The following is a 26,377-nucleotide window of genomic DNA, read 5'->3' as shown; positions in this document are numbered from 1 at the left end:
ACGATGACGGTGTTAAACGAAATCATGACGATGCAGCGTGCGCTGAATCTGTTGATTAGCGGTACCAGCTTGTCCCGCGAAGAAGCGCGCAGCGTGATGGATATTATCATGAGCGGCGAAGCGACCCCGGCCCAAATCGGCGGCGTTGCCGCTGTTCTCCGGATGAAGGGCGAAACGCGGGAAGAAATTACGGGCTTTGCCGAAGCGATGCGCGCACATTCGAATCACGTCGTAACGGAACGAAGCGGCCTGCTGGATACATGCGGTACTGGCGGCTCCGGCATTCATAAGTTCAATATTTCCACTGCTTCGGCCATCATTGCAGCTGCGGCAGGCGTGCGAGTTGCGAAGCATGGCAACCGCGCCATGTCCGGCAAATCCGGAAGCGCGGATACGCTCGAAGCACTCGGTGTCCATATAACTCTGAACGCCGAGCAGGCATCGCAATGTTTGGAGGCGATCGGGATTTGCTTCATGTTTGCGCAGCTGTATCATCCATCGCTGAAGCATGCAGCGGCTCCACGCCGCGAGCTGGGCGTCCGCACGATCTTCAATATGCTCGGACCGTTGACCAATCCGGCCGGCGCGGATCGCCAATTGCTTGGCATCTATGACCGTACGAAGACTGATACGATCGCGTCCGTGCTCGGTGACCTGGGATTGAAACGCGCCATGGTCGTCAGCAGCTTCGACGGACTGGACGAGATCAGCATATCGTCTCCGACGCAAATTTCCGAGCTGCAGGGCGGGAACGTGACGACGTACACGTTGACGCCGGAAGAATTGGGGCTTCGCACGCATGCGTTGTCCGACATCATCGGCGGAGACGCTGCCGAGAATGCAAGAATCATTCATTCCGTCTTCGACCGGAACGAATCCGGCGCTTATCGCGATATCGTCCTTGCCAATGCAGGCGCATGCATCTTCGTCGGGGGCGCGGCCAGTTCGCTGATCGAAGGCGTCGAAACCGCCAGAACGGTGATTGATTCAGGACTTGCGGCCGCCAAGCTGGCGCAGTTGATTGAAACGACAGGAGAGTTGAGCCATGTTTCTAGATAAAATCGTAGCGACGAAGAACCGTGAAGTCGATCAGTTAGCCGAACATTTCTCCCTGGTAGACGCCGAACGCCGAATTGCGGAGCTTCCGCCGTGCAGAGGCTTCGAGAAGACTTTGGCCGGTCGTACCAGACGGCCAGTTGGCTTGATCGCAGAAGTGAAGAAAGCCTCGCCTTCGAAGGGGCTGATTCGCGCGGATTTTGATCCCGTAGAATTGGCGCGGATTTACGAACAAGCCGGAGCGGACTGCATTTCGGTGCTGACGGACGAGGATTATTTTCAAGGGAAGAACGCGTATTTGACTGCAGTATCGGAGGCAGTAAAGCTGCCTCTGCTGCGAAAGGATTTTACGGTGGATTACCGCCAGATCTATGAAGCGCGCTTGATCGGCGCCGATGCGATACTGCTTATCGCTTCGATCCTGCGTCCGTCCAAGCTCGCCGAATTTTACGATATCGCGAAGTCGATCGGACTGGATGTTCTGATCGAGGTACACGACGAGGAAGAGATGCAGGACGTGCTCGGCCTTGGCAAAGCGACGCTGGTCGGCATCAATAATCGGAATCTTCATACATTCGTAACGGATCTGAAGACGACCGAACGCCTCATTGGGATCGTCCCGCCCGGCGTGACGGTAATTAGCGAAAGCTCCATTGCGACGCCTGAAGATATTGCTTACGTTCAGGCATGCGGTGCCAAAGGCGTGCTCGTCGGGGAATCGTTTATGCGTCAATCGGATGTCGGTGCGGCAGTCGAACAGCTGATGGGGCCGGTGAAGCTGTAATGGCTTCCTTAGAACACGGTACCGAAGGCAAGCGCGCAGTCAGAGTCAAAATATGCGGGCTGCGCGATGCCGAGACGATTCAAGCGATGAACGGCCTGCCGATTCACGAGGTAGGCTTCATCTTTGCGAAGAGCCGCAGGCAAGTTTCGCCTGGCTTGGCTTCGGAACTTATTGCGGAAGTACGCAAGCTGCGCAGCCATGAAGGGCATACGCCGCGTACGGTCGGCGTGTTCGTCAATCCGACGATGGAGCTGCTGCGCGAAACGCTGCAAACGGCTCCGCTGGACGTGATTCAGCTGCATGGCGAAGAGTCGCCGCAGTTCTGCGAGGAAGTCCGGTCGGCCTTCGGTACGGCGGTATGGAAGGTGTTTTCGGTAACGGACAGCGATGCCGATGATCCGCAGTCTCCAGGTCCTGACAGGCTGGCGCGTTATCGCGGCTGCGTGGACGCCTTTCTCGTCGATACGGCGGGCGGCGGAACCGGCAAGACGTTTGCATGGCATGTGATTGACCGTTACGCGGCAGCGGCGGCCGGAATTCCGCTCTATGTTGCGGGAGGGCTGCATCCCGATAATGTCGGCGAGCTGCTGTCCCGGTATTCGCCGGATGGCGTCGACGTATCGAGCGGCGTGGAGACGGACGGCGTGAAGGATCTTACGAAAATCAAAGCTTTTGCGGAAAGGGTGCTAGGTTTATGACGCAAGTCCCGGACGAAAACGGGCGTTTCGGCAAATTCGGCGGACGATATGTGCCTGAGACGTTGATGAACGCGCTGATGGAGCTGGAGGAAGCTTATCAGCATTACTCCAAAGATCCCGAATTTATCGCGGAGGTTCGCTACTTATTGACGAAGTATTCGGGCCGCCCGACTTCCCTTTACTATGCGGAGCGGCTGTCCCAGCATCTCGGCGGCGCGAAAATCTATTTGAAGCGTGAAGATTTGAACCATACCGGCGCGCACAAAATCAACAATACGATCGGGCAAGGCTTGCTCGCCAAACGGATGGGCAAGACCAAAATCATCGCCGAAACAGGCGCGGGTCAGCATGGCGTAGCTTCAGCTACGGTTGCCGCCTTGCTTGGCCTGGAATGCAAAGTGTTCATGGGCGAAGAGGATACGAAGCGCCAAGAATTGAACGTGTTCCGCATGCAGCTGCTCGGCGCCGAAGTCGTTCCCGTCATGTCCGGAACGCGTACGCTGAAAGATGCATGCAATGAAACGCTTCGTTACTGGGTAAGCCATGTCGACGATACGTATTACATTCTCGGTTCGGTGACGGGACCGCATCCTTATCCCATGATGGTTCGCGACTTCCAGCGCATCATCGGCGACGAGTCGAGAGAGCAAATCCAGAAGGAAGCCGGGCGTCTTCCGGATTACGTCGTAGCTGCGGTAGGCGGCGGCAGCAATGCCATCGGCATGTTCTACCCGTTCATCAACGATGAATCCGTGAAGCTGATCGGCGTCGAAGCGGCGGGACGCGGCGTCGAAACCGAAGAGCATGCGGCAACGATGACCAAAGGCCGCCATGGCGTGTTCCAGGGATCGCTCAGCTATGTCCTGCAGGACGAGCATGGCCAAGTGCAGCCGGCGCATTCTATCTCCGCGGGTCTCGATTATCCGGGCATCGGACCGGAGCACGCGTATCTGAAGGATACGGAGCGCGCAACCTACTTGCCGATCACGGATGCGGAGGCCCTTGAAGCGCTGCAGCTGTTGTCGCGTACGGAAGGTATTATTCCGGCATTGGAATCGGCGCACGCGATCGCTCAAGTCATGAAGCTGGCACCGACGCTAAGCTCTGACCAGATTATCGTCGTCAGCTTGTCGGGCCGCGGAGACAAAGACGTGCAAGCGATCATGGGTTATCTGGAAGGGGGGATGTAATCGTATGGGAAACCAAGTCAACGCAATCGACGCAGCCTTTCTACGCCTGCGTGAAGAAGGCCGTACCGCGCTGATCCCCTTTCTGACGATTGGCGATCCCGATTTGGCGACGTCCGTTGAAATCATCGCTGCGCTCGAGCAGGCAGGGGCTGACATGGTCGAGCTTGGCGTGCCGTATTCGGATCCCCTCGCGGACGGCCCCGTCATTCAACGGGCTTCGGAGCGCGCGCTAAGCAACGCACGCGTTACGCTTGTGGATTGCATCGAAGTGGCCGAGAAGTCTCGGAATGCAGGCATTAAACTGCCGTTCATTCTATTCACGTACTATAATCCGATTCTGCAATACGGGCTTGATCGCTTCTTCGAGCTCGTAACGGCGAAAGGCATCAGCGGCCTTATTATTCCGGATTTACCGATCGAAGAGGATGCGGAGCTCCGCGGGATGGCCGAGGAAGCGGGCATTCATCTGATTCCGCTCGTCGCGCCGACGTCGAACGACCGCGTGAAACGCATCGCCTCGAAAGCGCGCGGCTTCGTATACTGCGTCTCGTCGCTTGGCGTAACCGGCGTCCGTGCTGATTTTCACCAGGGCATCGACGAGTTTCTGGCGACCGTTCGCAGCGCGACGGACACTCCGATTGCCGTCGGCTTCGGCATTTCGAGCCGCGAGCAAGTCGAACGCTTCAGCAAGCAGGTTGACGGTGTCATTGTCGGCAGCGCCATCGTGCGCAAGATCGAAGAGGTCGTGCCGCTGCTGCAATCGCCGGATACGAAGCAGGAAGGACTTGCGCAAATCCGCGCGTTCGTCAGCGCACTGAAAGGCTGAGTCCAATCGAGCAGCCAAGGCACCAAAGATAGAAACCTTCGTTGGCCCCGGCCGCGAAGGTTTTTGTGCTTCTGCATGGTTTCCGCTGTGTTTCTTTCATGCTTTTATGCATAAAAGCGTAAAAGCATGAAAGAAATTATAAGCGAAGCACTTTAAAATAAGACCGACATATGAGACAATGTTGGAATAGCAATCGAGCAATGAACCATTTTATGAGGTGATCCGTATGCAACCAAAACAAAGCATTGTCAGCCTGCCGGTGTACCAGCCCGGCAAACCGATCGAAGAAGTCAAACGTGAATTAGGCCTGAAAGAAGTCATTAAACTGGCATCGAACGAAAATCCGTTCGGCAGCTCGCAGCAAGCGAAAGCAGCTGTTCTCAAAGAAATGGATAATATCAGCATATATCCCGACAGCTTCAGCACGGAGCTGACCGCGGACGTAGCCAAGTTCTTGGGCGTCGAGCGCGACCAGATCATCTTCGGCGCAGGCTCTGACGAAGTCATTCTGATGCTTGCCCGAGCGTTTCTGGTTCCCGGCGACGAGACGGTCATGGCGGACGAGACCTTCTCGCAATATCGCCATAATGCCGTAATCGAGGGAGCGACAATCGTTGAAGTTCCGCTCAAGAACGGCGTCCATGACCTTCCCGCCATGCTGGAGAAAATAACGGACCTAACCAAAATCGTGTGGGTCTGCAATCCGAACAATCCGACAGGTACGATCGTCGCAAGAGAAGAGCTGAAGTCCTTTATCAGCCAGGTTCCTTCTCATGTTATCGTCGTGTTGGACGAGGCGTACATCGAATATATTACCGACGAATCGGCACTCCCCGACAGCGTGGCATTGATCGGCGAATACAAGAATGTCATTCTGCTTCGCACTTTCTCCAAAATTCACGGTTTGGCTTCGCTTCGCATCGGCTATGGAGCAGCGCACGCCGATTTGATCCGCATGGTCAACCAGGTCCGCGAGCCGTTCAATACGACGCGGATTGCCCAGGCAGCCGCAGCGGCATCCCTTGCCGACCAAGCCTTCGTGAAAGAATGCAGAGAGCGCAATGCCGAAGGCAAGGCATACATGTACAAGCAATTCGACCGTCTTGGACTTCCTTACTTCGAAGCCCACGGTAATTTCATCATGGTCGACGTGAAAATGCCTTCCGCCCAAGCATTCGACGGCTTGCTTCGCAGAGGCATTATCTCACGCGCAAGATGGAAGCACTACCCGAATCACATCCGGATCACCATCGGCAGCCAAGAACAGAACGAAGCATTCATTGCTGCTCTGGAGTCCGTACTAACAGAAGCGGCGGTGCTAGGCTAACATCATGACTAAAATAGCGATATTCGGCGTCGGCTTGATCGGCGGCTCGCTGGCGCTTTGCTTCAAGGGCAAGCCCGGCATTACCGTCGTCGGTCATTCCGTTCGCGAATCATCCGCTGCCAAATACCTCGAACGGGGCGTCGTCGATCATGCGACGACGTCTCTTCGCGAGGCTGCGGAAGGCGCGGATTTTATTTTCTTATGCGTACCTGTCGGTTCGCTGGAGCAGTACGTGCATGACCTCGGCCAGCTTTCGCTGAAGCCGGGCTGTATCATTACGGACGTCGGCAGCACCAAAGCTTCCGTGGCGGCCTGCGCAAGACAAGCCCATCTGGGCGAGGCGGTATTCATCGGCGGCCATCCTATGGCGGGCTCCGAGCGTTCCGGCGTGGAAGCAGCATCGTTATACCTGTTCGAGAATGCCTTCTACGTGCTGACGCCTGAAGCGTCCACGCCGCAGCATTACGTCGATAAGCTGACCTCGCTGCTCACCTATACAAAAGCAAATATCGTCCATGTTCAGCCCGAGGAGCATGATGAGATCGTCGGGGCGATCAGTCATCTGCCTCACATCATCGCGGTTGCACTCGTTAATCTTGCTTGTGGCTATAATGAAGGCAATCCACTCTACAGCCAGCTGGCCGCAGGCGGATTCCGGGATATTACCCGCATCGCATCCAGCGATCCGGTCGTATGGCGCGATATTCTCGTCAACAATCGGGACGTGCTGCTGAGGTTACTGAAAGAATGGCAGTCGGGCATGGCATCGTTTATCGGCATGCTTGAAGAAGAGAACGGCGACGCGGTTGAATCAGCCTTCAGGGAAGCCGGACATTTCCGCAGCCTACTGCCTGAACGCCGCAAGGGAATGATTCATTCCATCTATGAATGCTATATCGACGTACCCGATCATCCGGGCATCATCGGTAAAGTCGCGACGGAGCTTGGCAACAGCGCCATTAACCTGAGCAACGTTCAAATCATCGAGAGCAGGGAAGACGTGCCCGGCGTGCTGCGCCTGAGCTTCAGGAAACAGGACGATTTGGACCGAGCGGTCGACCGGCTGGGAGAAATCGGATACGCCGTTCATTTTTAAATTCGCGTTATCATTTTGAAAACGCTTATTGACAAAATGAAAACGTATACATATAATAAAAGTACAGTATGGTTTCTCTCCACTCCTATCCAAATCCATCGCAGCTTTTGCGGGGCCGCCTTTATAGGCGGTCTTTTTTTTTTGTCTATTGAAACATTCCGGCAGTTTCTTACGTCCGAACATTCGGAGACACCGGCAAAGGTTTGGATCTTTGTGAAATATTTACCCCAGGTAGAAACTGCCCGTGTTACAATCGATGTAGATTATGTAAAAATGTGGGCAATCGCTATCTGTCGAATGAAGAAGGAATTTGATAGTATATCTCGAATTCATATAGAACGAAGCGAGGAATACATTATTTTTGATGATCGCGCAACTTTTCTCTCTCGAGTCGGTACAATATTTAACCGACCCGTGAGCACTCCTAAGGCCAAGGAGGGTAGCCCGCGATGACGGATTCCCAGCTTATACGCGAAATCAAGGATGGAAACATACAGCTGTATTCGGAGTTGATGCGGCGTTACCAACGTAAAATCCTAGCCTTTATCTTCCACATGCTGAAGAGCGCCAAGCTCGAGCTGCTGGCAGAGGATTTATGCTCGGAAACCTTTTACAAAGCGTATCGCAGCCTTCACTCTTTCAGGGAAGTCGATGCTTCCTTCTCAACATGGCTGTACACCATAGCAAGAAATACGGTACTTAGCGAGCTGCGCAAGCAGAAGGCAGGCAACGTTTCGTTTGACGAAGTCGGTTTCGTCCCGATCGCCCCGCCTGAGGCCGTGCCCGAACAGCGGCTGTTGCAGAACGAACGAATGTCCATGGTTCGGGAAGCGATCAACAGCCTTCCGGAGAAACAGCGGTCCGCACTAATTTTACGTGAGTACGACCAGTTGGATTATCAAGAAATCGCCAATATTCTCGGTCAAACCGTAAGCTCCGTGAAATCGCTATTGTTTCGTGCGCGCAGCAGCGTGAAGGTTCAGCTTGAACCGTATTTCGGCGAATCGCCTATGCTGGAAGAGTACGAGGGGATGAAAATGCGATGAACTGCCAGGACGTGCAGCAATCGTTCGGTGTTTATTGGGATTTAGCCGAAGATGACAGCGAACGTAAACTTGTGGATGAACATCTCCGTACCTGCGAGACTTGCAGGGAGGAGTTTCAAATTTGGGAAGAGAGCGAGCAGCTTATTCGTTCTTTCTCCGAGGATACCGATGAAATCGGCCCCATCGACCATGTGAACCACGGCGTGATGGACCGGATCTATGCCGAACAATCTTGGTTTATGCCAGTTCCAAACCGAAGCTATCAATTCTCCAGGACTTTCCGACGGAACGTGACGGCGATTATCGCTTGCTGCTTGGCGATGTTCGTGGTAGGTTTGTTTTACGTCGTTACCGGCAATCATGGTGCATCTACGACGGATGTAGCCAAGCTGACCGGATTGATCGAAACCGCAGACGCGGCAAGCGATAACGGCATTATCCCCGCTTCTTTCTATGCGGATGTTCCCGTAGCCAGCATAAGCGATCCGATCGTTCTGAATATGGTACCTACGATACCGCAATACTATGTTGCGTTATCGCTGCTCGGAATCATTATGACATTGCTTATTCTGAATTGGTTCTCACGAACGCGTAATTGACACATACATAATAGAAGGCTGAACGAACGACTCCAGCTGCTTTGCTGGAGATTTTTCATGGAAAGAAGGTTGTTGGATTGCGGATCGGACTCATTCGCCATGGGCAGACGGAATGGAACGAGCTTGGCAAAATTCAAGGTCAAACCGACATTCCCTTAAACCCGGAAGGCATCAGGCAGGCGCAGGCGCTCGCTCATCGATTAGTTCGGGAGCCGCTCACATGGGATGCAGTCATATCCAGCGACCTGCAGCGTGCGAAGCAAACCGCCGATCTGATTGCCGATACGCTCGGCATTCCGCTGTTGCAGCCGGATACGCGGCTGCGCGAACGATTCTACGGCGAAGTGGAAGGTACGACGGAGCAGGAACGGCTTGCGCGCTGGGGACCGGAGTGGAAGAAACGCGACAACGGGCAAGAGAATGACGTGCAGGTTCGAACGCGGGCGCTCTCGTTCGTCGAAGAAGCCGCCGCATCGGAGCCGGACCGCAATCTGCTGGTGGTTACGCACGGCAGCCTGCTCGCGCAGCTGCTGCAAGCCATGTGTGCCGAATTGAGCGACAAACCGATTCGCAATCTTTCCTTCTCGATCATGGAGCGTCAAGGGAGCGGCTGGTATCCTCTGCTGCATAATTGCACGCTTCATTTGGAACAGCTTCAGAATTGATACGCCTTGCGAAATCAGCCGTCATCCTTGCACTCATGCAAGGATGACGGCTTTTCTCGTTCTTCCGAATGCATAATGATTGAAGTTTTCTCATAGCAAGGGTTATAAAAATCGCCAAAGTTCCCATAATGATAGTAAACCTTCAAGAGGGATCGGGAACGGAGGCGGCGTATGAAACTAGCGGACATGCTCAGCTATGCGGACATTGGTCAGCTGAGCCGCATTGCGACAACCTATCAATGCGAATGCAATGGGAATTCGAAGAACGAGCTCATCCAGTCGATTTTATCGACGGTGAACCGCAAAGAAGTATTCGAAGCGCAGATCGGCGCGCTGAAGCTCGAGGATTTGCGCTTCATGAACTCGCTGTTATTTGACGCCAGAGATGCGTTCAGTCTCGAAGAACTGATTGCGCGGGTTCAGCAGAGCAGGTTCGGAAGTTCCGGAGGCCAGCAAAATGTCGCAGCGGAGTCCCAAGCGGACGCCAATTCCGGCACGGTACCTCCGGCAAGGAAAACAGGAACCAAGTCGCAAGCCCCCAAACGGGTATCTAAATCGAAGGCGGCTAAAGAACGACCGGAACCCGAAAGCGGCCCGAGGGAAACGATTTCGCGATTCAAGCAATACGGCTGGCTGTTCAACGGCTATGCGGGACCCGAACGCTATCTGTTTCAAGTGCCGAGCGATCTGAAGGAACGGTTCAAGCAGTCGATGGAGCGCAGATTGGCAGCGGCGGTGGTCTATACCGACGAGGAGCCTTTCGCTTATCGGGACGAGCAGATGTTGATCGGCGAAGATATCGGCCACCTGTTAACGTATCTTCATCTGAACGAAGTGCCGTTGACTTCGGAAGGAACGATGTATAAGCGAAGCGTCGTTCAGTTACTCGAGATGTTCGGCGTCAAGGAACCGCTCCCAGGCAAAGGGGAATGGCGATTCGGTTATGGCCGGAAGATCAAGGACTACCCGAACCGACTCTCTCTCTTGTACGACTATTGTTATTACAAAGGCTGGATCGTCGAGCATAACGAGCTTCTTGAATTGACCGCCTCGGGCAAAGAGCGTCAAGCGCTAAGAACGGCGGAGGCGCCGGACAAGCTGTATCAATTTTGGCTTCGTCTCTACAAAGGGCCGATTCCGAATATTCGCTCGCTGGTGTATTGGATCGATAAGCTGGGGACTAAATGGGTCAAGGCGGAAACAGTCATGGGGACGCTTACCCCTTACGTAAAGCCATTCTTCTACGACCAATCGGAGACGATACTCGAGCAGCGCCTGATCGGTATGATGATGCATCTGGGAATGCTTCGAATCGGGGAGCATGCCGAGCATGGTCAAGTGATCCGGATGACGCCGCTCGGCCGAACGATCGTAGCCGGGCTCAGCTTGGACGACGAAGCGATCGTGCTGAACAGCTGATCGCGCTGCAAGCTTGGGCAAGCGCACATTCAGCGCTCGATGCGGGCCAACGTACTGCGCTTCTTGTAAACGGATGAATATAATTTAGTAGAACCAGTTCACTCCATCTCGGGTTGAACAGAACACGTACCTAGATCCCACCTATATGCTTTCACTTATTCGCCAGCGGGAGTCGTCGACATGGACATAAGACGATTGGCATGGAGAAACGAAGACGATCAGGAAGCAAGTGGCGTAAGGAAAGGAATATAGGATCTCTGAAACGCTCAGTTGGAGGTGTATCCTATGGATAAAATGAAAGTATCTTATGAAGTGATGCTCGGACTTGCCGCGGAGATGCTGCTTGATGAAGCCGTATTAAAGTTTCGGACGGATAAGCTGTACGCCGCGATCGATATGGCGCTGGCCACAGGCGACAAGGATACATTTCAACGCTTAACCGACGAATTGAAGTCGCTGCACGTTTCGTGACCGCAGCTACTGCAGCACGACATACTGACAGACGATTCAGCTGCCAGGACGACGGGATTCATTCCCGATCGTCTTGGTCTTTTTGTGTGTCGATTTTTCATTCAATAAGCGTCAGCGATTGTGGTATATTAATAGAATGGATTCGGGTACATATACACATGCTAATGGTTGGAGGAGAAGAGAGAAGAATGAAATTCAGCGAACTTAGCGCGGAGCAATGGGCCGAGCTTCAGCCTTATCTCGATACGGCGATTCTCCCCGTGACGGGATTAACGGGAGCGGAAATGCCGCATGAAGCGACACGACAGCTGGAGCGGCTGCGTGATGTTCTGGCTACGATCGAGGTGCCTTTCAAAGGACGCGTCGTTACTTATCCAGCCCTGCAGTACGGAGAATGGTCGGATGCATTCGCCCAGCAGGTGCAGCAATTGAGCCGTAATCTCAGGTCGACGGGGTTTAAGTACATATTCCTCGCTTCAGCGGTTCCGCTGCCGACCTCCGAGGAGACAGGAGCGGATCTTGTCGTTTGCCCGGATGCGGACAACCAGCTGCCCGAAGCGGGAACCGTAAATGAAGCCGTGCGCAAGCTTTGGCTCGGCCGAGCGTGACAGTCACCTTAATGAGCTGGCATGGATTTGCATAAGGTGACAGCGGATGGGGAAAAACAAATCCCAGGCAAGGTCAATTGTGACAAAATGATAACAAATGTGATCTCCCATTTTGAACAGTCGAGCAAATTGATTGCCATATTCTTGACGCTCCAAATCACCTAGGCTATTATAAGTAATGTCCTAGTTCATCGTATGTTTTGCCTTCTCCGGCAGAACACAAGATATGGCTCAGCAAAGGGGGTAGAACAGAAGATGAGTAACCATGAACAACACGAAAACACGCACGGTCCTGTGAAACGGAACGGTATGTCCCGGCGTCAATTTTTGTCGTATACGCTCGGAGGCGCTGGCGCTTTCATGGCAGCGGGCATGTCACTTCCGATGATTCGGTTCGCGGTTGATCCGATTTTGCAGAAAAAAGCAGCCGGGACATGGATTAAAGTCGTCGAGGAATCGAAACTTACCAATGAACCGCAAGAATTCAAATTCAAAATCCACCAGGTGGATGGGTGGTACGTGAGCGACCCTGAATTGACGGCTTGGATCTCCAAGGACGACCAGGGTAAAGCGTTTGCGCTCTCTCCGGTTTGCAAACATCTCGGCTGTACGATCGGCTGGAACACGGAGAAAAACGAGGAATACGTTTGCCCATGTCACGGCGCACATTACACCAAGGACGGCAAGAACTTGGTCGTGGCACCTAAACCATTGGACGAGTATGACTTGAAGATCGAGAATAATTGGGTATACCTCGGTCCGATTAAAGCAAACACACGGGTATAAGGAGGCGTAGATCAGATGTTTAAAGGTGTATACAACTGGATTGACGAACGTCTTGACATTACGCCGATGTGGAGGGACGTGGCGGATCACGAGGTGCCTGAGCACGTTAACCCTGCTCATCACTTCTCCGCATTCGTGTACTGCTTCGGCGGATTGACGTTTTTCATCACAGTTATTCAAATCCTGTCGGGTATGTTCCTGACGATGTACTTTGTGCCGGATATCATCAATGCCTACAAAAGCGTTGACTTTCTTCAGCATAAAGTCGCGTTCGGCGGCATCGTCCGCGGCATGCATCACTGGGGCGCGAGTCTCGTTATCGTGATGATGTTTCTTCACACCCTTCGCGTTTTCTTCACGGGTTCCTACAAGGCGCCTCGCGAAATGAACTGGGTTGTCGGCATGCTGATCTTCTTCATCATGCTGGGTCTCGGCTTCACGGGCTACCTGCTTCCGTGGGATAACAAAGCCTACTTCGCGACGAAGGTCGGTATTCAAATCGCTGAATCAGTGCCGTATATCGGTACATACATCAAAGAATTGATGCAAGGCGGCGAGATCGTAGGCGCGGAGACGTTGACTCGTTTCTTCGCAATTCACGTCTTCTTCCTCCCGGGCGCGCTTCTTGCGCTGCTGGCGGCTCACTTCTTTATGATCCGGAAACAAGGTATTTCGGGCCCACTATAAGCGGAAAGGAGGCATTTTGCGAATGGCACACGGCCACAAAACGAACGAGAAAGTCGTATTCGTCGGTGACTCCCGGGTTCGTAAAAAAGCGTCTACAGGTCCTGTGACCCCACCAGACTATTCTGCATATCCAGGCAAATCGGAAGCATTCATTCCGAACTTCCTGCTTAAAGAATGGATGGTTGGCGTCGTCGTTCTCGTCGGGTTCCTCGTACTGACGATTTCCGAAGCGGCTCCGCTCGGGTATCCGGCCGACCCTACGAATGCGTCATTTATTCCGATGCCGGACTGGTACTTCCTGTTCCTGTATCAATTCCTTAAACTGCAATACGTGTCCAAGGATTACGTCGTACTCGGTACGGTCGGCATCCCAGGCGTTGCGTTCGGCGCGCTCCTGCTTGCCCCTTTCTTGGATACGGGCAAAGAACGTCGTTTCTACAGACGTCCGATCGCTACGCTCCTGATGTTCATGTCGCTGATCTCCGTGTTTTACCTGACGAAGCAGTCGTGGGATCATTACGAGCACGAGCTGGAAATCACGAACTCGGTTCCGGAGCATATTACCCGGGAAGAGAAAGCGCGCGAAGCAGCAGAAGAGGCAGCGAAAGCCGGCTTGCCTGCCGGATCGCCACCACCGGAAATTCCGCTTGTTGAAGCGAAGGATCCAACTGCTACGGCTGTTATCGAGAAAGCAAAGTGCGTTCAATGTCACGGCACTGATCTCAAAGGCAACGAGGCAGCAGGCATTCCGTCGTTCCACGGCATTGGGGACAAATTCAGCAAAGAAGAGCTTGTCGATATCGTAACGAACGGCAAAGACAATATGCCTTCCTTTAAGGATACGTTGTCCGCCGAAGAAATCGATCAATTGACGACTTGGCTCGCGAAGCAAAAAGCTCCTGCCAAATAAGCATAGCAGCACACGACAAAAACCTGATCGCAACAGACGATCAGGTTTTTTGTACATCGGGTTCTGCCTAAGGAGGGTTATCGTTGAAAGCAGCCGCTTTACCCTGGCACCGTGATTTGTTAGCTAACCGTTCGATTATTTGGCTTTTGTTCATCATTAACACGCTGGGCACTGTATACGGTTACATCTGGTATGGATCGCAGATGGAATATACCGTGGAGACGCAATCTGCCTGGCAGGTTATTTTTGTGCCCGACAGCCCGACGGCAAGTTTGTTTTTTACGTTGTCATTGCTGTTCCTGCTGTTTCCCCGCCTCGTCAAGCCCAATCTTTTCGGTATCGGCATCCGCTCTATTATCGAAGCGCTTGGGGTCGTTACTTCAATTAAGTACGGTATTTGGGCGGTAACGATGATTACAGCCGGCGCCGCGCAGGGGGACCACTTGCAATGGGAGCATTATATGCTGATGGTTTCCCATCTTGGCATGGCCGTCGAAGCCGTACTTTTCGTGCGGTATATGGTATTCGGTCGATTCATGGCCTTCATCGCTTTTTGCTGGCTGTTAGTGAACGATACGATCGACTATACATACTTCGTGTTTCCTTGGCTTCCGGACGTGCTCGAGAACGATTTGTCCGCGATACAGTCCTTTACCATGGGGCTGTCCGTGCTTAGCCTGCTTCTGACCTGGCTGTTTATCTCCTTGCGCAAGGTCTAAGTTGGGACATCCCTCCATACGATGTTAGGGGAGGGATGTTGCATGAAGGCATCATCAATTTTCGCGCTGGCCTGCGTCGTCGTAATCCTTGTACTCGTTTCAAGCTGCAGCTTGAACGACAAGCCGAATTTTAAGATCATGAAGCCGGCAATCGGGGCAGCGGCAGAATCAACGGAGTCCGCCGCACTGGAACAGCTGAGCAGCTGGTCGGATGCCTTGTATGCAGCCGCGAATCAATCCAATCGCCAGGAAGCCTATTTGCTGTTGCAGCGTATAGAGGAATTGGCGTCGACCGATGCCGTTCGCAGGACGGGGACGCCTGCGGGATGGCATGCTTTCGATCTCAGCTTGCTAGCCGCTAAGAAAGCGATGCCTGAGAAAGGGACAACCACGCTTTGGTATACGGAAGCGGCCAGGCTGAAGCTTGCGAGCGATGCCGTGAATCGGCCTGAAGCCCCGTTATGGCTGCAGTACGAAGGCGTGCTTCGAGATGATTCGCAGCGGATTCTAACCGTTTGGCAGTCGCAGATCGAAGACAGCGCAATGGCGGCTGAAGCGGCGATCGGAATATATGGCGAGCATCTTGACCGCCTCGAAGTCGCCGCGTTAATGCAGCGGGATGCCGGTGAGCTGGAGGCCGTGAGAGATCGGCTCGCCTACATGAGCGAAGTCGTGAAGGCTGCGGGCTCAGGCCAACTGCGCCACGAAACCGTAAATGCCGCTCTGGAGAGCGTCAATGCATCGGCTAATGCATTGTTCAGAGATCCGGGCGAAGAAGGGGAAGCGGCCGTTGCGGAAGCGATGCCGCCTGGAATGACGGTCGGGCAACGACGGGAAGGTACCATGCAGCTGGCGGAGATGTTCATAGCGGCGTTCGTGATGGGCGTTCTCGGATTCGCCGGATGGCGCAAATACCGTGGCGGCCAGGAGAAAGGCATTCCGATCTCCCGGAATAAATTCAATGGATGACAGAAATTAAGGCAACGAGAAAAATTATGCTAGAAAAGAAATAACCGGCCCACGGGCCGGTTATTCTTCTTTAAAGCCTTCTCCTAGCACCTCATGCACGTCATTGATGATGACGAATGCACGGGGATCGATGCTGCGTACGATGAATTTCAGCATTCGGATCTCTTGACGCGCGACAACGCAGTAGACAACCTGTTTGGGTTTGCCTGAGAAGGCGCCTTTCGCCGGAAAGATCGTTACCCCTCGGTCCATCTCCTTCGTAATCTTCAGCCCCATCTCATCGCCGAATTCCGTGATGATCGAGAATTCCTTCGCCGCATACGCGCCTTCTTGGATAAAGTCGATCAGCTTCGAGGCGATGAAGACTGCAACGAGCGTATAGAGTACTTTCTCCTTCGGAATGTAGAGCAGCGACAAGCCGATGATGGCGATATCAAGCGTCAGGATGACTTGTCCGATGCTCCAGCCCTTGAGCTTGGAGGCGATGCGCGCGATGATATCGACCCCGCCGGTCGTGCCGCCGAAGCGAAATACGATCCCGAGTCCGATACCCAGCGTAACCCCGGCATAGAGAACGGCCAATATGTAATCATTGGAGGTTCGGAACGGTACGACCCAGCCGATCGCGATCAGCTTCTCCATCAAGGCGAGGAAGACCGACAATGATATTGCGCCGAATACCGTATAGCCCGTATGGGATTTGCCGAGTATGCGATATCCGATGAAGAACAGCGGAAGGTTCAGCACGAGCGTCGATATCGACAACGGCCAGCCAAGGGAGTAATTGAGCAGAATGGCGATTCCCGTGACGCCGCCCTCCATTAATTGATTGGGGAGCAGGAAATAGTGGAGGCCAAAAGCGTAAATCGCGGTTCCGAGCATGACGGGAATTAAATTGCGCAGCGTTTGCAGGGTAATGATTTTCACGGGATAAGCTCCTTTCGTATGCAGCTGGAGTAAATGAGAGCTACAACATAGTATGTCTCTTTAACCGGAAAGTCAAAAGCATTGTTTTCAGATACGGTTTGATATAACATATGTAGGGAAACCTCATGCACAGAGAGGAGCTGGAACCTTGTCGCAAAAGTCGCTCGCGGACATACAAAAAGAGGTTGACGCATACATATCGCAATTCAAAGAAGGCTATTTCAGCCCGCTCTCCATGCTGGCGCGCATGAGCGAAGAGGTCGGGGAACTTGCACGCGAAGTGAATCATCACTACGGCGAGAAGCCGAAAAAGACGGACGAGGCGGATAACTCCATCGAGATGGAATTGGGCGATATTCTGTTTATCGTCATTTGTTTCGCCAATTCTTTGGGGATTGACTTGACTGAAGCGCATGATCAGGTCATGAATAAATTCAATACCCGGGATGCGAACCGTTGGACGAGAAAAAACGTCGAACCGTAAGCCGAGTTTCTACATATGCTGTACCATCAACCTGTGTACAAGGAGGATGGGCGGATGGAAATAGAGAGCAGTATCAAAAAAGCTTACGAAGCCATCCTGAGCGGCGATTATGAACTGGCAATCCAACGGTTCGAGGAAGCAATCGAGCTGGAACCGGACAATGGAGCGGTCTATTATAAATGCTCGATAACCTGTGCGCGCAGTGGAAAATGGCAAAAGGCGCTCCACTATGCGGAACAGGCCGTGCTGCTGGACTCGGGACATGAGGAATACGACTATCATCTCCAAACGGTCAGAGCGAAAGCGATGGTCAGCGAAGCGGAGCAGCTGTTGTCGCAGTCGTCGCCCCTCAAAACGGATCAAGCGCTATCGATATTAATCGAGGCGTCTCGTATGGATCCGCTGAACATGGAGGCACTGCTGCTGCTGGGCACGATCTACGCATCGCTGCGAAGATATGATGAGGGCGCTGCCTATGCGCGGGAAGCCGTCAGGCTTGAGCCTGAGCATGCCGCGGCGCGCAGCTTGTATATGGAGCTGAAACGCAAGAGCAGAGCGCTCCGCGCGTACGGCCAGCGCAGTAAACGGAAAAGGAACAGGTGACAACGATGGCGGGAGAACAAATTCGAGTTGCAGTGACAGGAGCCAGCGGGCGTATGGGCCGAGAGGTCGTTAAAATGGTCCTTCAAGATGAAGGCCTTGCGCTCGCTGCAGCAATCAGCCCTTCCGCAGGACCGGTCGATGCGGGAACGCTCGTCGGTCTTGCGCCATGCGGCGTAACGGTACAAGCCGATCTTGAAACCGCATTGAAGGAAGCGAACGCGGATGTGCTGGTCGACTTTACCGTTCCGCATACCGCGTACGACAATACGAGCCTCTCCATTGCTTATGGCGTGCGTCCCATTATCGGAACGACCGGCTTAACGCCGGAGCAGATGTCCGAGCTGGACGAGCTGTGCAAGCAGAAAGGCATCGGATGCCTGGTGGCGCCGAATTTCTCGATCGGGGCTATTCTTATGATGAAATTCGCCGCGCAGGCTGCCAAATACATGCCGCATGTGGAAATCATCGAATATCATGGCGATCAGAAGCTGGATGCGCCGTCGGGTACATCGATCAAGACAGCCGAGCTGATCTCCGAAGCCCGTCAAGAGCTGCGTCAGGGAAATCCGAACGAGAAAGAGATCATCGAAGGCGCCCGCGGGGGTTATTATAACGGATTCCGTATACATAGCGTAAGGCTGCCGGGTGTATTCGCCCAGCAGGAGGTCGTGTTTGGCGGGTACGGACAAACCTTGAAAATTCGCCATGATTCCTATGAACGCGCGGGCTATATGCCTGGCGTCAGCGTGGCCTGCAAGAAAGTGATGACCTATACCGGACTTATTTACGGTTTTGAACATTTGATGGACTAGCTGTCCGAACAGCCTGCCAATCGAGAGAGCTTGCGGACGATCAAGAGAGGAGTGCGGCGAGGTTGAACATCGCGTTTATTGCACATGATCGAAAAAAAGACGAAATGGTAAATTTTGTTACGGCATATGAAAGTGTTTTTGAAGGTCATCAGTTATACTCCACGGGCACAACCGGGCTCCGGATCATGGAGCAGACAAAGTTGAATATTCACCGTTTCATGTCCGGACCGCTCGGGGGCGATCAGCAGATCGGAGCGCTCGTGGCGCAAAATGAAATGGATTTGATCATCTTCCTGCGTGATCCGCTAATGGCGCAGCCGCATGAACCGGATATCATCGCGCTGCTTCGTTTGTGCGACGTTCAGGGTATCCCCGTGGCGACGAACGTGGCGACGGGCGAGCTGCTCGTCAGAGCGCTCCAGCGCGGCGATTTTGCTTGGCGGGAGCTTGTACATAAATATAAACCGGGTGAAGTGTAATGACGGAGTCCGTTGATTTTCTTGCTTTCGGCGCCCATCCCGACGATGTAGAGATCGGCATGGGCGGAACGATCGCCAAGCATGCGGCGCAAGGCTATCGCATCGCAATCTGTGATTTGACCGAAGCCGAGATGTCCTCGAATGGCACCGTGGAAACGAGGCGGCAGGAAGCCGCCGAAGCTTCCGCGGTGCTTGGTCTATCCCACCGCTCCGTCCTGCGTCTGCCGGACAGAGGGCTGACGGGCGCCGAGGATCAGCTGGAGGCGATCGTTAGCGAAATTCGCCGTTTGCGGCCGCGGATCGTCTTCGCGCCGTATTGGAACGATCGCCACCCGGATCATGTTGCTTGCAGCAGGCTGATCGAGGAAGCGGTATTCAATGCAAAGCTGCGCAACTATATGCCGGGTATTCCGCCTGTACAGGTCGAGCAGCTCTACTATTACTTTATCAATGACAGCGGCGAGGTAAGCCTGATTACGGATATCAGCGAGCAGATCGAGACGAAGCTTGCGGCGCTGCAAGCTTACCGATCGCAATTCGCGCCGCCTTCTCCTGGCGAAGACCGCGTGCAAACGCCGCTTACGGACCGTTACGTTCAACGGGTCGAGGCACGGGACATGCTGCTGGGCCAATCGCGCGGCTGGGCGTACGCGGAAGGATTTGCAATTCGGCGCCCGCATGCGGTAACGTTGTTTTAAAGGCTGCCCGAAAACGGGAGGCGTCGTAGAGTCAGCTGATCGCCGCATAGACATAGGTAGTGAACGAACTGGAGGTGTAACGCATGACTAGACGACTGAAAATCGGAATCACGTGCTATCCCACGCTTGGAGGCTCCGGCGTCGTAGCTACGGAACTCGGCAAGCTTCTTGCGGAGAAAGGGCATGAGATTCATTTTATTACGCACAGCGTTCCTTTCAGGCTGGGTCAATTCCAAAAAAACATTTTTTATCATGAAGTCGAAGTCAACGATTATTACGTGTTCAAATACCCGCCGTATGATTTATCGCTAGCCAGCAAGATGGCGCAGGTCGTCAAGATGCAGAATCTCGACATCCTCCATGTCCATTACGCGGTTCCGCATGCCGTCTGCGCTTTCTTGGCCAAGGAGATGGTCGGCGGCAATCTTCGCACGGTGACGACGCTGCACGGTACCGACATCACGGTGTTGGCGCAGGACGAGTCGATCAAGGATCTCATTCGGATGGGCATCAACAAGAGCGACGCCGTAACGGCGGTGTCCAAGGATCTGATCCGGGAAACGAGAGAGCTGCTCGATATCGAGAAGCCGATCGAACTGACGTATAACTTCGTCGACAAACGGGTTTACTTCCCGCGGGAGTGCAGCTCGCTTCGCAGCGATTTTGCAACGAACGACGAGAAGATCCTGATGCATATCTCTAACTTCAGACCTGTGAAACGGCTTCAGGATGTCGTCGACGTCTTCGCCAAAGTAGCGAAAGAAGTACCGAGCAAGCTGCTGCTCGTCGGAGAAGGGCCGGATTTGCCGAAAGTGCAGGCGCGCATTCGACAGCTGGGGCTGCAGGACCGCGTTCATTTCCTAGGCAAGCAGGACGATGTCGCGCAGGTGATATCCATCGCGGACGTGATGCTGCTTCCTTCGGAGAAGGAGAGCTTCGGCTTGGTCGCGCTCGAAGCGATGGCTTGCGGCGTGCCGACGATCGGCTCTAGGGCAGGAGGAATTCCTGAGCTGGTGACTCACGGAGAGACGGGATACCTGTCGACGATCGGCGATACGGACGATATGGCCTATAATGCCATTAAGCTGCTTAGCAATAAGGCTCTCTACCGGCAAGTGCGCGAAGCATGCTTAAATCGGGCACGGCGCCAGTTCTGCAACGATCTCATCACGGCCGAATACGAACGGATTTATTATAAGACGCTCGGCATCGAAGCAGATATTCCCGAGCCGGTATGTGAATAAAGCCATAGATAGGGGGGGAGGGCCGATGTCGATGAGCGAAGCGCTGACAAAGGCGCTCCCTTTGTTGCGAAAGCTCGAAGAACTCGGTTTCGAGACGGTCTTCGTCGGCGGCTGCGTGCGCGATACGCTGCTCGGGAAGACGCTTAAGGATGTCGATATCGCTACGGCCGCGACTCCGGAGCAGGTGATCGCGGCCTTCCCGCGTACCGTGCCCACAGGCTTGCAGCATGGGACGGTCACGGTCGTGCACGAAGGGGAAACCTATGAAGTGACGACGTTCCGAACGGAATCGGAATACGAGAAGTTCAGGCGGCCTTCGCAGGTACGGTTCGTGACCAGCCTGAAGGAAGATTTGCGGCGCAGGGACTTTACGATGAATAGCATAGCCATGCGCGCGGACGGCACGCTGGTCGATCCGTTCGGCGGACAGGACGATCTGCGGCGCGGACTGCTTCGCTGCGTTGGCGAAGCCGATGACAGGCTGCGGGAAGACGCGCTGCGGATCTTAAGGGCTGTGCGGTTCGCGGCTGCCTACGAGCTGCGTATCGTACCGACCACATGGCGCGCCGTTTTGCGTCATCGGCACCTGCTGGCTCATATCGCGATGGAGCGGGTCGGTCTCGAGTGCGACAAAATGATTGGCGGAAGCCGGCCGCATCAGGCTGCTGCGCTGCTAGCCAGAGGCGGGTTGCTGTCTTGCACGAAGGATCGGCTGCCTGCTGAACTGATCGAAGCTGCAACGCTTTATGCGGATTCAGTCCGGTTGGAGAAGGCAAGCGATAAGTTAGAGCATCTGCAGCAGAAGCTCGCGAATTCGATACAACAGCTGAATAGGTTGTCCGACAACGAGGATCGCTGGGCCGCTGCATGCGTAGCACTAGGACTTCAAGCCGGACAAGCCGTCGAACTGTTCGGCTTGCTCAAATATGCGACCGCTAGAAGCGAGCGTCTGACAGCCGTACTCGGCGTTCATGAGGCGATGGCTCCGCGTTTTATGAATATGCGGGAGAGTGAGATTCCCTCCTTTCCAGAATTGACGGCAGAAGAGCATCGCCACTGGATATTGACCGTTTTACGGTTCGGTCAACCTGCCGCGAAGAGCTGGTGCGATATTGCGATTGCGGTACCTTCCTTGCTAACCGATCGCGCGAAAGCTAATGAACAGCCTGTGAAGGTCGACGCTTACATAGAGCTCCTATATAATGCGCTACAATCGATGCCCGCCGGATCAATCAAGGATTTGGCCGTCAAAGGCAAAGAACTGTTGAAGATGGCGGATTTGCAGCCGGGACCATGGCTTGGTCAGCTGCTTCAGCAGCTGCTTGAAGCGGTTGCAATAGGCCAGGTAACGAACGAGAAGGGTCCGCTCATGGCCAAAGCGGCCGTTTTATTGGAGATGAACGAAGTTTAGCCGTACGAATCGAGGTGTATAGGCCATGAATAATCAGCGCATTCTTGAGCTGCTGGAGCAGCAGGGCAGCGAAGAGTACCTATCTGGCGAGCTGCTTAGCCAAGAGCTGCAAATCAGCCGAACGGCGGTATGGAAGCAGATCAAGAAGCTGGAAGCTGCGGGTTATCGCATTGAAGCGTCACGGAGGCTCGGGTACCGATTAGTCGGCCGTCCTTCCAAGCTGACAGCGCAGGAGCTCGGATTGAAGCTGCAGGAGAAGAACGTCACGATGATCAGCGGCCTTCGGCTCTTCGACGAGGTGGACTCGACGCAGAACATTGCGCAGCGCCTGGCAGAAGACGGCGCTCCCGATGGGACGCTGGTCATTGCGGAGCTGCAAACGAACGGCCGCGGTCGAATGGGGCGCAAATGGGTGTCGCCGTCCGGCAAGGGCATCTGGATGAGCTTCGTGCTTCGTCCGGGCATGCCGATTCATTTTGCCCCTCAGCTGACGTTATTGACGGCCGTTGCCTTATGCCGTGCGCTTCGCGCGATCGCGGCGCCGCTTGATATCGGGATCAAATGGCCGAACGATCTCTTGATCGCAGGCAAGAAAATCAGCGGCATCCTGCTGGAATCGACGGCTGAAGAAGAACGGCTGCGTTACGTGATCGCCGGCGTCGGCATCAGCGTGAACCTGACGGCGGAGGATTATCCGCCGGAGCTGCTTGATATCGCCACCTCGCTTCAAATCGAGCTGGGCAAGCCGCTGGACAGAAGCGAAGTCATCGCCGGCTTCTTCTCGCAATATCAGCAATTGTACGCGATCTATCAACGGGAAGGCTTCGCGCCTATCCAAACGTTGTGGGAAGCATTGTCCGTAACGCTCCACAAGCCGACCCGTCTCATCATCGGCGGAGCCGAGACGATAGCAATGCCGATCGGGCTCAATGAACAGGGAGCGCTGCTCGTCAGGAAGGACGACGGCACGGTCGTTCCATTGTTTTCCGCGGATCAGGTGCCCCCGCCTGGGTAAGCGTTCATAGACGAAAGACCGTTTTTTTGATATACTCGCCTTAATAACCATGCTCGTTAGCGGGGCGGTATCGCGTCCGCGAACCGCACCCTCGATTACGGGTATGGCGATGACCGTCGTTTGAAAGGCAGTGCGCATTCTGCTCTGAGCCGTCAGGGACCGAGACAGAAGGAAGCCCGCTTTATGATACAAGGACGTATAAGTAATCGTACGGATCTTGTATTTCTCCGGAGTGATACCAGCCGCTTCGCTGCGATTAAGGCGACAGCCGGTTCACCTTGGCCAGGATGTTCCTTTGTGGAAATATGAGAATGTATAATTTATTTTATACTTGCTTGTATTTCATCGGAATGAAACTGCGTGCGCCGCCAGCCGGTGGGCAGCGTCGTTTCACCTTGATCGGAACCTTTTTAGCGGCGGCTAGAAGGTTTTTTTGTGTTGATCACATAGGACGAACGCCGATCGTGAAAGCTTAAACTAGGCATGACGAACCTCGCGGACGCCCATCCCATGTCAGGAGGACGAAACCCATGAAACAAGCGCTGACCATTACGAAGCTCAAAAAAATGAAGCAGAACGGCGAGCCCATCTCGATGCTTACCGCCTATGATTATCCATCCGCCAAATTGGCGGAGGAAGCTGAAATCGACATCATTCTCGTCGGGGATTCGCTCGGCAATGTCGTATTAGGCTACGATACGACGATTCCCGTTACGTTAGACGATATGGTTTACCACACAAGATCGGTCGCCCGCGGAGCCGGAAACACGTTCATCGTCGCTGATTTGCCATTCATGACGTACCGTCTCGGCAAAGAAACGACGCTGCGGAATGCGGCGAGACTGCTGCAGGAAGGCTACGCGCATGCCGTTAAGCTAGAAGGCGGAGCGGACATCGCGGATGAAGTATCTGCGTTGGTCCGGGCCGGCATACCCGTAATGGGACATATCGGGCTGACGCCGCAATCGGTGCATCAGCTCGGCGGATATAAGGTACAGGGCAAGCTGGAGAAGGAAGCGCAGCAGCTCATCGACGACGCGAAGGCGCTCGAAGCGGCAGGTGCGTTCGCCATCGTGCTGGAGCTTGTAACCGAGCCGCTCGCGGAAGCCATTACTTCGGCCTTGAGCATCCCGACGATCGGGATTGGGGCGGGCCGCGGCTGCGACGGTCAAGTGCTTGTCTATCATGATATATTGCAATACGCATCGCCGTATTATGAGAAGCGCTTCGTCAAGACGTATGCGGATTTGGCAACGACGATTCGCACGGCCATCGGCGCTTACGTCAGCGACGTGAAAACCCGCGCGTTTCCATCGCAGTCCCATGCGTTTCCGATGGAACAGGAAGTATTGCGGAAGCTGTACGGGGGCGGACAGGAAGCCGATGCTTCAACCGCTTCCCAGAAGCAGAAACAGAAGCAGCAAGAGAATGGCTCTACGTCTCCGGCTCACGTCAAAGGAGGCAGTTCATCATGATGATTTGTACGACAATAAGCGAGCTGAAAGCCGCGCTTGCACGTCAGCGAAGCAAATCGCCGAATGGTTTCATCGGCTTAGTGCCGACCATGGGTTATCTGCATGAAGGGCATGCGAGCTTGATGCGGCGTGCAGGCAGCGAGTGCGAATTCACCGTCGTATCCGTCTTCGTTAATCCGCTTCAATTCGGACCGAACGAGGATTTCGACCGGTATCCGCGCGATCTGGAGCGCGATGCCGCGCTAGCGGAGAAGAACGGCGTTGCTGTGCTATTCGCACCGTCCGTCAAGGAAATGTACCCGACCAAACCGCTGACGAGAGTACTGATCAGCGAAGTGACGGAATCGCTATGCGGCGCTTCCAGACCCGGGCATTTTGACGGTGTCGGAACGGTGGTCAGCAAGCTCTTCAATTTGATTCAACCTGATCGTGCTTACTTCGGCATGAAAGACGCGCAGCAAGTGGCCGTAATTCAGCAAATGGTGAATGACCTTAACATACCGGTGGACATTATTCCTTGCGAGACCGTACGCGAGCCGGACGGTCTTGCGATGAGCTCCCGAAACGTCTATCTGAACCCGGAGCAGCGCAAGCAGGCACTTATCCTGTCCGAGACGCTTCAGCACGCAGGAGAGCTGATTCAAGCGCCGGAGATGACGGCAGGAAAGCTGATTGCCTCGGCGTCCGCCAATATTCTTACCGCGCCGCTCGCCGATATCGACTATGTGGAACTGCTGCATTACCCATCCTTGCAGCCGTTGGACCCTGACATGAAGTTGGCAGAACGCGGTGACCAGCTTATACTCGCGCTTGCCGTCAAATTCGGCAGCACGCGCTTGATCGACAACCGATTATTTCAACCGACCGGAGGTGACTCGAATGTTCAGAACCATGATGAAATCCAAGCTTCACCGAGCTACAGTCACTGAAGCGAACTTGAATTACGTCGGCAGCATTACCATCGATGAGGATTTGATGGAAATGGCGGATATTTGGCCGAATGAGAAAGTCCAAATCGTCAACAACCATAACGGCGCGCGGCTGGAAACTTACGTCATCACGGGACCGCGCGGCACCGGCGTCATTTGCTTGAACGGCGCGGCCGCAAGACTGGTGCAGCCCGGGGATAACGTCATTATTATCGCTTACGGCGTCATGACCGAGGAGGAAGCGCGTACCTACAAGCCGAAAGTCGTTATTTTGGATGCCGCCAACAAACCGGTTCAGATCATGAACGAAGAAGTGCATGCAACAATTATGTAAAACGCCCCGTCATACCGTAATACCAGCGCTGTGAAACGGTTGGGATGGAGTATGAAAAGCGATGCCCGGGCAAAGAATGAGCATAACAAATCGCTTCATTCTCTACGACT

At 54.1% G+C, this 26,377-nt stretch carries 30 protein-coding genes; 29 read left to right on the top strand and 1 reads right to left on the bottom strand.

Annotated features, from left to right (window positions below):
* Nucleotides 1–3 precede the first annotated feature (3 nt).
* From trpD to AC0YNU_RS09545, 18 genes are all read left to right on the top strand, one after another.
* Complete coding sequence (trpD, locus tag AC0YNU_RS09630) at nucleotides 4–1,059, top strand: anthranilate phosphoribosyltransferase (RefSeq protein ID WP_475755638.1); 1,056 nt, start codon at nucleotides 4–6, stop codon at nucleotides 1,057–1,059.
* Nucleotides 1,046–1,840 (top strand): indole-3-glycerol phosphate synthase TrpC, encoded by a 795-nt coding sequence (gene trpC, locus AC0YNU_RS09625; protein ID WP_475755636.1) that lies wholly within the window; start codon nucleotides 1,046–1,048, stop codon nucleotides 1,838–1,840. The genes trpD and trpC overlap by 14 nt, the downstream gene beginning before the upstream one ends.
* Nucleotides 1,840–2,538 carry a phosphoribosylanthranilate isomerase gene (locus tag AC0YNU_RS09620; protein WP_475755634.1) on the top strand — a complete coding sequence of 233 codons (699 nt, stop codon included), beginning with the start codon at nucleotides 1,840–1,842 and terminating at the stop codon, nucleotides 2,536–2,538. Before trpC ends, AC0YNU_RS09620 begins: the two co-directional genes overlap by 1 nt.
* Nucleotides 2,535–3,728: a tryptophan synthase subunit beta gene (gene trpB / locus AC0YNU_RS09615; RefSeq protein WP_475755632.1), complete on the top strand. Its 1,194-nt coding sequence runs from the start codon at nucleotides 2,535–2,537 to the stop codon at nucleotides 3,726–3,728. The genes AC0YNU_RS09620 and trpB overlap by 4 nt, the downstream gene beginning before the upstream one ends.
* A 4-nt stretch (nucleotides 3,729–3,732) precedes the next feature.
* Nucleotides 3,733–4,554: a tryptophan synthase subunit alpha gene (trpA, locus tag AC0YNU_RS09610; RefSeq protein ID WP_475755630.1), complete on the top strand. Its 822-nt coding sequence runs from the start codon at nucleotides 3,733–3,735 to the stop codon at nucleotides 4,552–4,554.
* A gap of 226 nt (nucleotides 4,555–4,780) precedes the next feature.
* Nucleotides 4,781–5,881 carry a histidinol-phosphate transaminase gene (gene hisC / locus AC0YNU_RS09605; RefSeq protein WP_475755628.1) on the top strand — a complete coding sequence of 367 codons (1,101 nt, stop codon included), beginning with the start codon at nucleotides 4,781–4,783 and terminating at the stop codon, nucleotides 5,879–5,881.
* A 4-nt stretch (nucleotides 5,882–5,885) separates the two neighbouring features.
* Nucleotides 5,886–6,977, top strand: a complete 1,092-nt coding sequence (locus AC0YNU_RS09600; RefSeq protein ID WP_475755626.1) for a prephenate dehydrogenase — start codon at nucleotides 5,886–5,888, stop codon at nucleotides 6,975–6,977.
* A 449-nt stretch (nucleotides 6,978–7,426) separates the two neighbouring features.
* Entirely contained in the window at nucleotides 7,427–8,023 is a 597-nt protein-coding gene (locus tag AC0YNU_RS09595) for an RNA polymerase sigma factor (RefSeq protein ID WP_161696541.1), read from the top strand.
* Complete coding sequence (locus AC0YNU_RS09590) at nucleotides 8,020–8,622, top strand: anti-sigma factor family protein (protein WP_475755623.1); 603 nt, start codon at nucleotides 8,020–8,022, stop codon at nucleotides 8,620–8,622. The genes AC0YNU_RS09595 and AC0YNU_RS09590 overlap by 4 nt, the downstream gene beginning before the upstream one ends.
* Nucleotides 8,623–8,699: 77 nt before the next feature.
* Entirely contained in the window at nucleotides 8,700–9,287 is a 588-nt protein-coding gene (locus tag AC0YNU_RS09585; RefSeq protein WP_475755620.1) for a histidine phosphatase family protein, read from the top strand.
* Nucleotides 9,288–9,458: 171 nt separating this feature from the next.
* Nucleotides 9,459–10,706, top strand: a complete 1,248-nt coding sequence (locus AC0YNU_RS09580; RefSeq protein WP_475755619.1) for a hypothetical protein — start codon at nucleotides 9,459–9,461, stop codon at nucleotides 10,704–10,706.
* A 285-nt stretch (nucleotides 10,707–10,991) separates the two neighbouring features.
* Nucleotides 10,992–11,177 carry an IDEAL domain-containing protein gene (locus tag AC0YNU_RS09575; RefSeq protein WP_475755617.1) on the top strand — a complete coding sequence of 62 codons (186 nt, stop codon included), beginning with the start codon at nucleotides 10,992–10,994 and terminating at the stop codon, nucleotides 11,175–11,177.
* Nucleotides 11,178–11,365: 188 nt separating this feature from the next.
* Nucleotides 11,366–11,785, top strand: a complete 420-nt coding sequence (locus tag AC0YNU_RS09570) for a DUF2487 family protein (protein WP_475755615.1) — start codon at nucleotides 11,366–11,368, stop codon at nucleotides 11,783–11,785.
* A gap of 255 nt (nucleotides 11,786–12,040) precedes the next feature.
* Nucleotides 12,041–12,571: a Rieske (2Fe-2S) protein gene (locus AC0YNU_RS09565; RefSeq protein WP_161696554.1), complete on the top strand. Its 531-nt coding sequence runs from the start codon at nucleotides 12,041–12,043 to the stop codon at nucleotides 12,569–12,571.
* A 15-nt stretch (nucleotides 12,572–12,586) separates the two neighbouring features.
* Nucleotides 12,587–13,258 carry a menaquinol-cytochrome c reductase cytochrome b subunit gene (qcrB, locus tag AC0YNU_RS09560; RefSeq protein ID WP_161696556.1) on the top strand — a complete coding sequence of 224 codons (672 nt, stop codon included), beginning with the start codon at nucleotides 12,587–12,589 and terminating at the stop codon, nucleotides 13,256–13,258.
* A gap of 22 nt (nucleotides 13,259–13,280) precedes the next feature.
* Nucleotides 13,281–14,168, top strand: a complete 888-nt coding sequence (locus AC0YNU_RS09555; RefSeq protein WP_475755612.1) for a c-type cytochrome — start codon at nucleotides 13,281–13,283, stop codon at nucleotides 14,166–14,168.
* 83 nt (nucleotides 14,169–14,251) lie between these two features.
* Nucleotides 14,252–14,887 (top strand): DUF1405 domain-containing protein, encoded by a 636-nt coding sequence (locus tag AC0YNU_RS09550; protein ID WP_475755610.1) that lies wholly within the window; start codon nucleotides 14,252–14,254, stop codon nucleotides 14,885–14,887.
* Between the two features lie 42 nt (nucleotides 14,888–14,929).
* On the top strand, nucleotides 14,930–15,856 hold the full coding sequence (locus AC0YNU_RS09545; RefSeq protein WP_475755608.1) for a sporulation protein YpjB: 927 nt from the start codon (nucleotides 14,930–14,932) through the stop codon (nucleotides 15,854–15,856).
* Nucleotides 15,857–15,916: 60 nt separating this feature from the next.
* Here the strand turns inward: AC0YNU_RS09545 and AC0YNU_RS09540 are convergent, their stop codons facing one another.
* The gene (locus AC0YNU_RS09540; RefSeq protein WP_475756243.1) at nucleotides 15,917–16,738 is read right to left on the bottom strand and encodes a YitT family protein; all 822 of its coding nucleotides are present in this window, start codon (nucleotides 16,736–16,738) and stop codon (nucleotides 15,917–15,919) included.
* Between the two features lie 193 nt (nucleotides 16,739–16,931).
* Here AC0YNU_RS09540 and AC0YNU_RS09535 point away from each other — a divergent pair, with 193 nt between their 5' ends.
* The 11 genes from AC0YNU_RS09535 (at nucleotide 16,932) to panD (ending at nucleotide 26,267) form a co-directional block, all read left to right on the top strand.
* The gene (locus AC0YNU_RS09535; protein ID WP_239565731.1) at nucleotides 16,932–17,267 is read left to right on the top strand and encodes a nucleotide pyrophosphohydrolase; all 336 of its coding nucleotides are present in this window, start codon (nucleotides 16,932–16,934) and stop codon (nucleotides 17,265–17,267) included.
* A 54-nt stretch (nucleotides 17,268–17,321) separates the two neighbouring features.
* The gene (locus AC0YNU_RS09530) at nucleotides 17,322–17,870 is read left to right on the top strand and encodes a tetratricopeptide repeat protein (RefSeq protein WP_475755605.1); all 549 of its coding nucleotides are present in this window, start codon (nucleotides 17,322–17,324) and stop codon (nucleotides 17,868–17,870) included.
* Between the two features lie 5 nt (nucleotides 17,871–17,875).
* The gene (dapB, locus tag AC0YNU_RS09525; RefSeq protein WP_475755603.1) at nucleotides 17,876–18,682 is read left to right on the top strand and encodes a 4-hydroxy-tetrahydrodipicolinate reductase; all 807 of its coding nucleotides are present in this window, start codon (nucleotides 17,876–17,878) and stop codon (nucleotides 18,680–18,682) included.
* A 62-nt stretch (nucleotides 18,683–18,744) separates the two neighbouring features.
* On the top strand, nucleotides 18,745–19,161 hold the full coding sequence (gene mgsA / locus AC0YNU_RS09520; RefSeq protein ID WP_475755601.1) for a methylglyoxal synthase: 417 nt from the start codon (nucleotides 18,745–18,747) through the stop codon (nucleotides 19,159–19,161).
* Complete coding sequence (bshB1, locus tag AC0YNU_RS09515; RefSeq protein ID WP_475755599.1) at nucleotides 19,161–19,859, top strand: bacillithiol biosynthesis deacetylase BshB1; 699 nt, start codon at nucleotides 19,161–19,163, stop codon at nucleotides 19,857–19,859. Before mgsA ends, bshB1 begins: the two co-directional genes overlap by 1 nt.
* 83 nt (nucleotides 19,860–19,942) lie before the next feature.
* Nucleotides 19,943–21,103, top strand: a complete 1,161-nt coding sequence (gene bshA / locus AC0YNU_RS09510; protein ID WP_475755597.1) for an N-acetyl-alpha-D-glucosaminyl L-malate synthase BshA — start codon at nucleotides 19,943–19,945, stop codon at nucleotides 21,101–21,103.
* Between the two features lie 25 nt (nucleotides 21,104–21,128).
* Entirely contained in the window at nucleotides 21,129–22,514 is a 1,386-nt protein-coding gene (locus tag AC0YNU_RS09505; protein WP_475755595.1) for a CCA tRNA nucleotidyltransferase, read from the top strand.
* A 25-nt stretch (nucleotides 22,515–22,539) separates the two neighbouring features.
* Nucleotides 22,540–23,529, top strand: a complete 990-nt coding sequence (locus AC0YNU_RS09500) for a biotin--[acetyl-CoA-carboxylase] ligase (RefSeq protein WP_475755593.1) — start codon at nucleotides 22,540–22,542, stop codon at nucleotides 23,527–23,529.
* A 530-nt stretch (nucleotides 23,530–24,059) separates the two neighbouring features.
* Entirely contained in the window at nucleotides 24,060–25,004 is a 945-nt protein-coding gene (panB, locus tag AC0YNU_RS09495) for a 3-methyl-2-oxobutanoate hydroxymethyltransferase (RefSeq protein WP_475755591.1), read from the top strand.
* On the top strand, nucleotides 25,001–25,933 hold the full coding sequence (gene panC, locus AC0YNU_RS09490) for a pantoate--beta-alanine ligase (RefSeq protein ID WP_475755589.1): 933 nt from the start codon (nucleotides 25,001–25,003) through the stop codon (nucleotides 25,931–25,933). The genes panB and panC overlap by 4 nt, the downstream gene beginning before the upstream one ends.
* A complete protein-coding gene (panD, locus tag AC0YNU_RS09485; RefSeq protein ID WP_475755587.1) occupies nucleotides 25,884–26,267 on the top strand; it encodes an aspartate 1-decarboxylase in 384 nt (127 codons plus the stop codon). Before panC ends, panD begins: the two co-directional genes overlap by 50 nt.
* The last annotated feature ends 110 nt before the right edge of the window (nucleotides 26,268–26,377 follow it).

Source organism: Paenibacillus sp. J31P316, assembly GCF_056269105.1.
The sequence above is the reverse complement of the archived record's forward strand: the minus strand, read 5'-3'. Positions and strand labels throughout refer to the sequence as shown.

Bases quoted from the DNA above. Each gene is read 5' to 3' on its own strand.
- trpD (WP_475755638.1), top strand. From the start codon at position 4: ATGACGGTGTTAAACGAAATCATGACGATGCAGCGTGCGCTGAATCTG.
- trpC (WP_475755636.1), top strand. From the start codon at position 1,046: ATGTTTCTAGATAAAATCGTAGCGACGAAGAACCGTGAAGTCGATCAG.
- AC0YNU_RS09620 (WP_475755634.1), top strand. From the start codon at position 1,840: ATGGCTTCCTTAGAACACGGTACCGAAGGCAAGCGCGCAGTCAGAGTC.
- trpB (WP_475755632.1), top strand. From the start codon at position 2,535: ATGACGCAAGTCCCGGACGAAAACGGGCGTTTCGGCAAATTCGGCGGA.
- trpA (WP_475755630.1), top strand. From the start codon at position 3,733: ATGGGAAACCAAGTCAACGCAATCGACGCAGCCTTTCTACGCCTGCGT.
- hisC (WP_475755628.1), top strand. From the start codon at position 4,781: ATGCAACCAAAACAAAGCATTGTCAGCCTGCCGGTGTACCAGCCCGGC.
- AC0YNU_RS09600 (WP_475755626.1), top strand. From the start codon at position 5,886: ATGACTAAAATAGCGATATTCGGCGTCGGCTTGATCGGCGGCTCGCTG.
- AC0YNU_RS09595 (WP_161696541.1), top strand. From the start codon at position 7,427: ATGACGGATTCCCAGCTTATACGCGAAATCAAGGATGGAAACATACAG.
- AC0YNU_RS09590 (WP_475755623.1), top strand. From the start codon at position 8,020: ATGAACTGCCAGGACGTGCAGCAATCGTTCGGTGTTTATTGGGATTTA.
- AC0YNU_RS09580 (WP_475755619.1), top strand. From the start codon at position 9,459: ATGAAACTAGCGGACATGCTCAGCTATGCGGACATTGGTCAGCTGAGC.
- AC0YNU_RS09575 (WP_475755617.1), top strand. From the start codon at position 10,992: ATGGATAAAATGAAAGTATCTTATGAAGTGATGCTCGGACTTGCCGCG.
- AC0YNU_RS09570 (WP_475755615.1), top strand. From the start codon at position 11,366: ATGAAATTCAGCGAACTTAGCGCGGAGCAATGGGCCGAGCTTCAGCCT.
- AC0YNU_RS09565 (WP_161696554.1), top strand. From the start codon at position 12,041: ATGAGTAACCATGAACAACACGAAAACACGCACGGTCCTGTGAAACGG.
- qcrB (WP_161696556.1), top strand. From the start codon at position 12,587: ATGTTTAAAGGTGTATACAACTGGATTGACGAACGTCTTGACATTACG.
- AC0YNU_RS09555 (WP_475755612.1), top strand. From the start codon at position 13,281: ATGGCACACGGCCACAAAACGAACGAGAAAGTCGTATTCGTCGGTGAC.
- AC0YNU_RS09545 (WP_475755608.1), top strand. From the start codon at position 14,930: ATGAAGGCATCATCAATTTTCGCGCTGGCCTGCGTCGTCGTAATCCTT.
- AC0YNU_RS09540 (WP_475756243.1), bottom strand. From the start codon at position 16,738: ATGCTCGGAACCGCGATTTACGCTTTTGGCCTCCACTATTTCCTGCTC.
- AC0YNU_RS09530 (WP_475755605.1), top strand. From the start codon at position 17,322: ATGGAAATAGAGAGCAGTATCAAAAAAGCTTACGAAGCCATCCTGAGC.
- dapB (WP_475755603.1), top strand. From the start codon at position 17,876: ATGGCGGGAGAACAAATTCGAGTTGCAGTGACAGGAGCCAGCGGGCGT.
- bshB1 (WP_475755599.1), top strand. From the start codon at position 19,161: ATGACGGAGTCCGTTGATTTTCTTGCTTTCGGCGCCCATCCCGACGAT.
- bshA (WP_475755597.1), top strand. From the start codon at position 19,943: ATGACTAGACGACTGAAAATCGGAATCACGTGCTATCCCACGCTTGGA.
- AC0YNU_RS09505 (WP_475755595.1), top strand. From the start codon at position 21,129: ATGTCGATGAGCGAAGCGCTGACAAAGGCGCTCCCTTTGTTGCGAAAG.
- AC0YNU_RS09500 (WP_475755593.1), top strand. From the start codon at position 22,540: ATGAATAATCAGCGCATTCTTGAGCTGCTGGAGCAGCAGGGCAGCGAA.
- panB (WP_475755591.1), top strand. From the start codon at position 24,060: ATGAAACAAGCGCTGACCATTACGAAGCTCAAAAAAATGAAGCAGAAC.
- panC (WP_475755589.1), top strand. From the start codon at position 25,001: ATGATGATTTGTACGACAATAAGCGAGCTGAAAGCCGCGCTTGCACGT.
- panD (WP_475755587.1), top strand. From the start codon at position 25,884: ATGTTCAGAACCATGATGAAATCCAAGCTTCACCGAGCTACAGTCACT.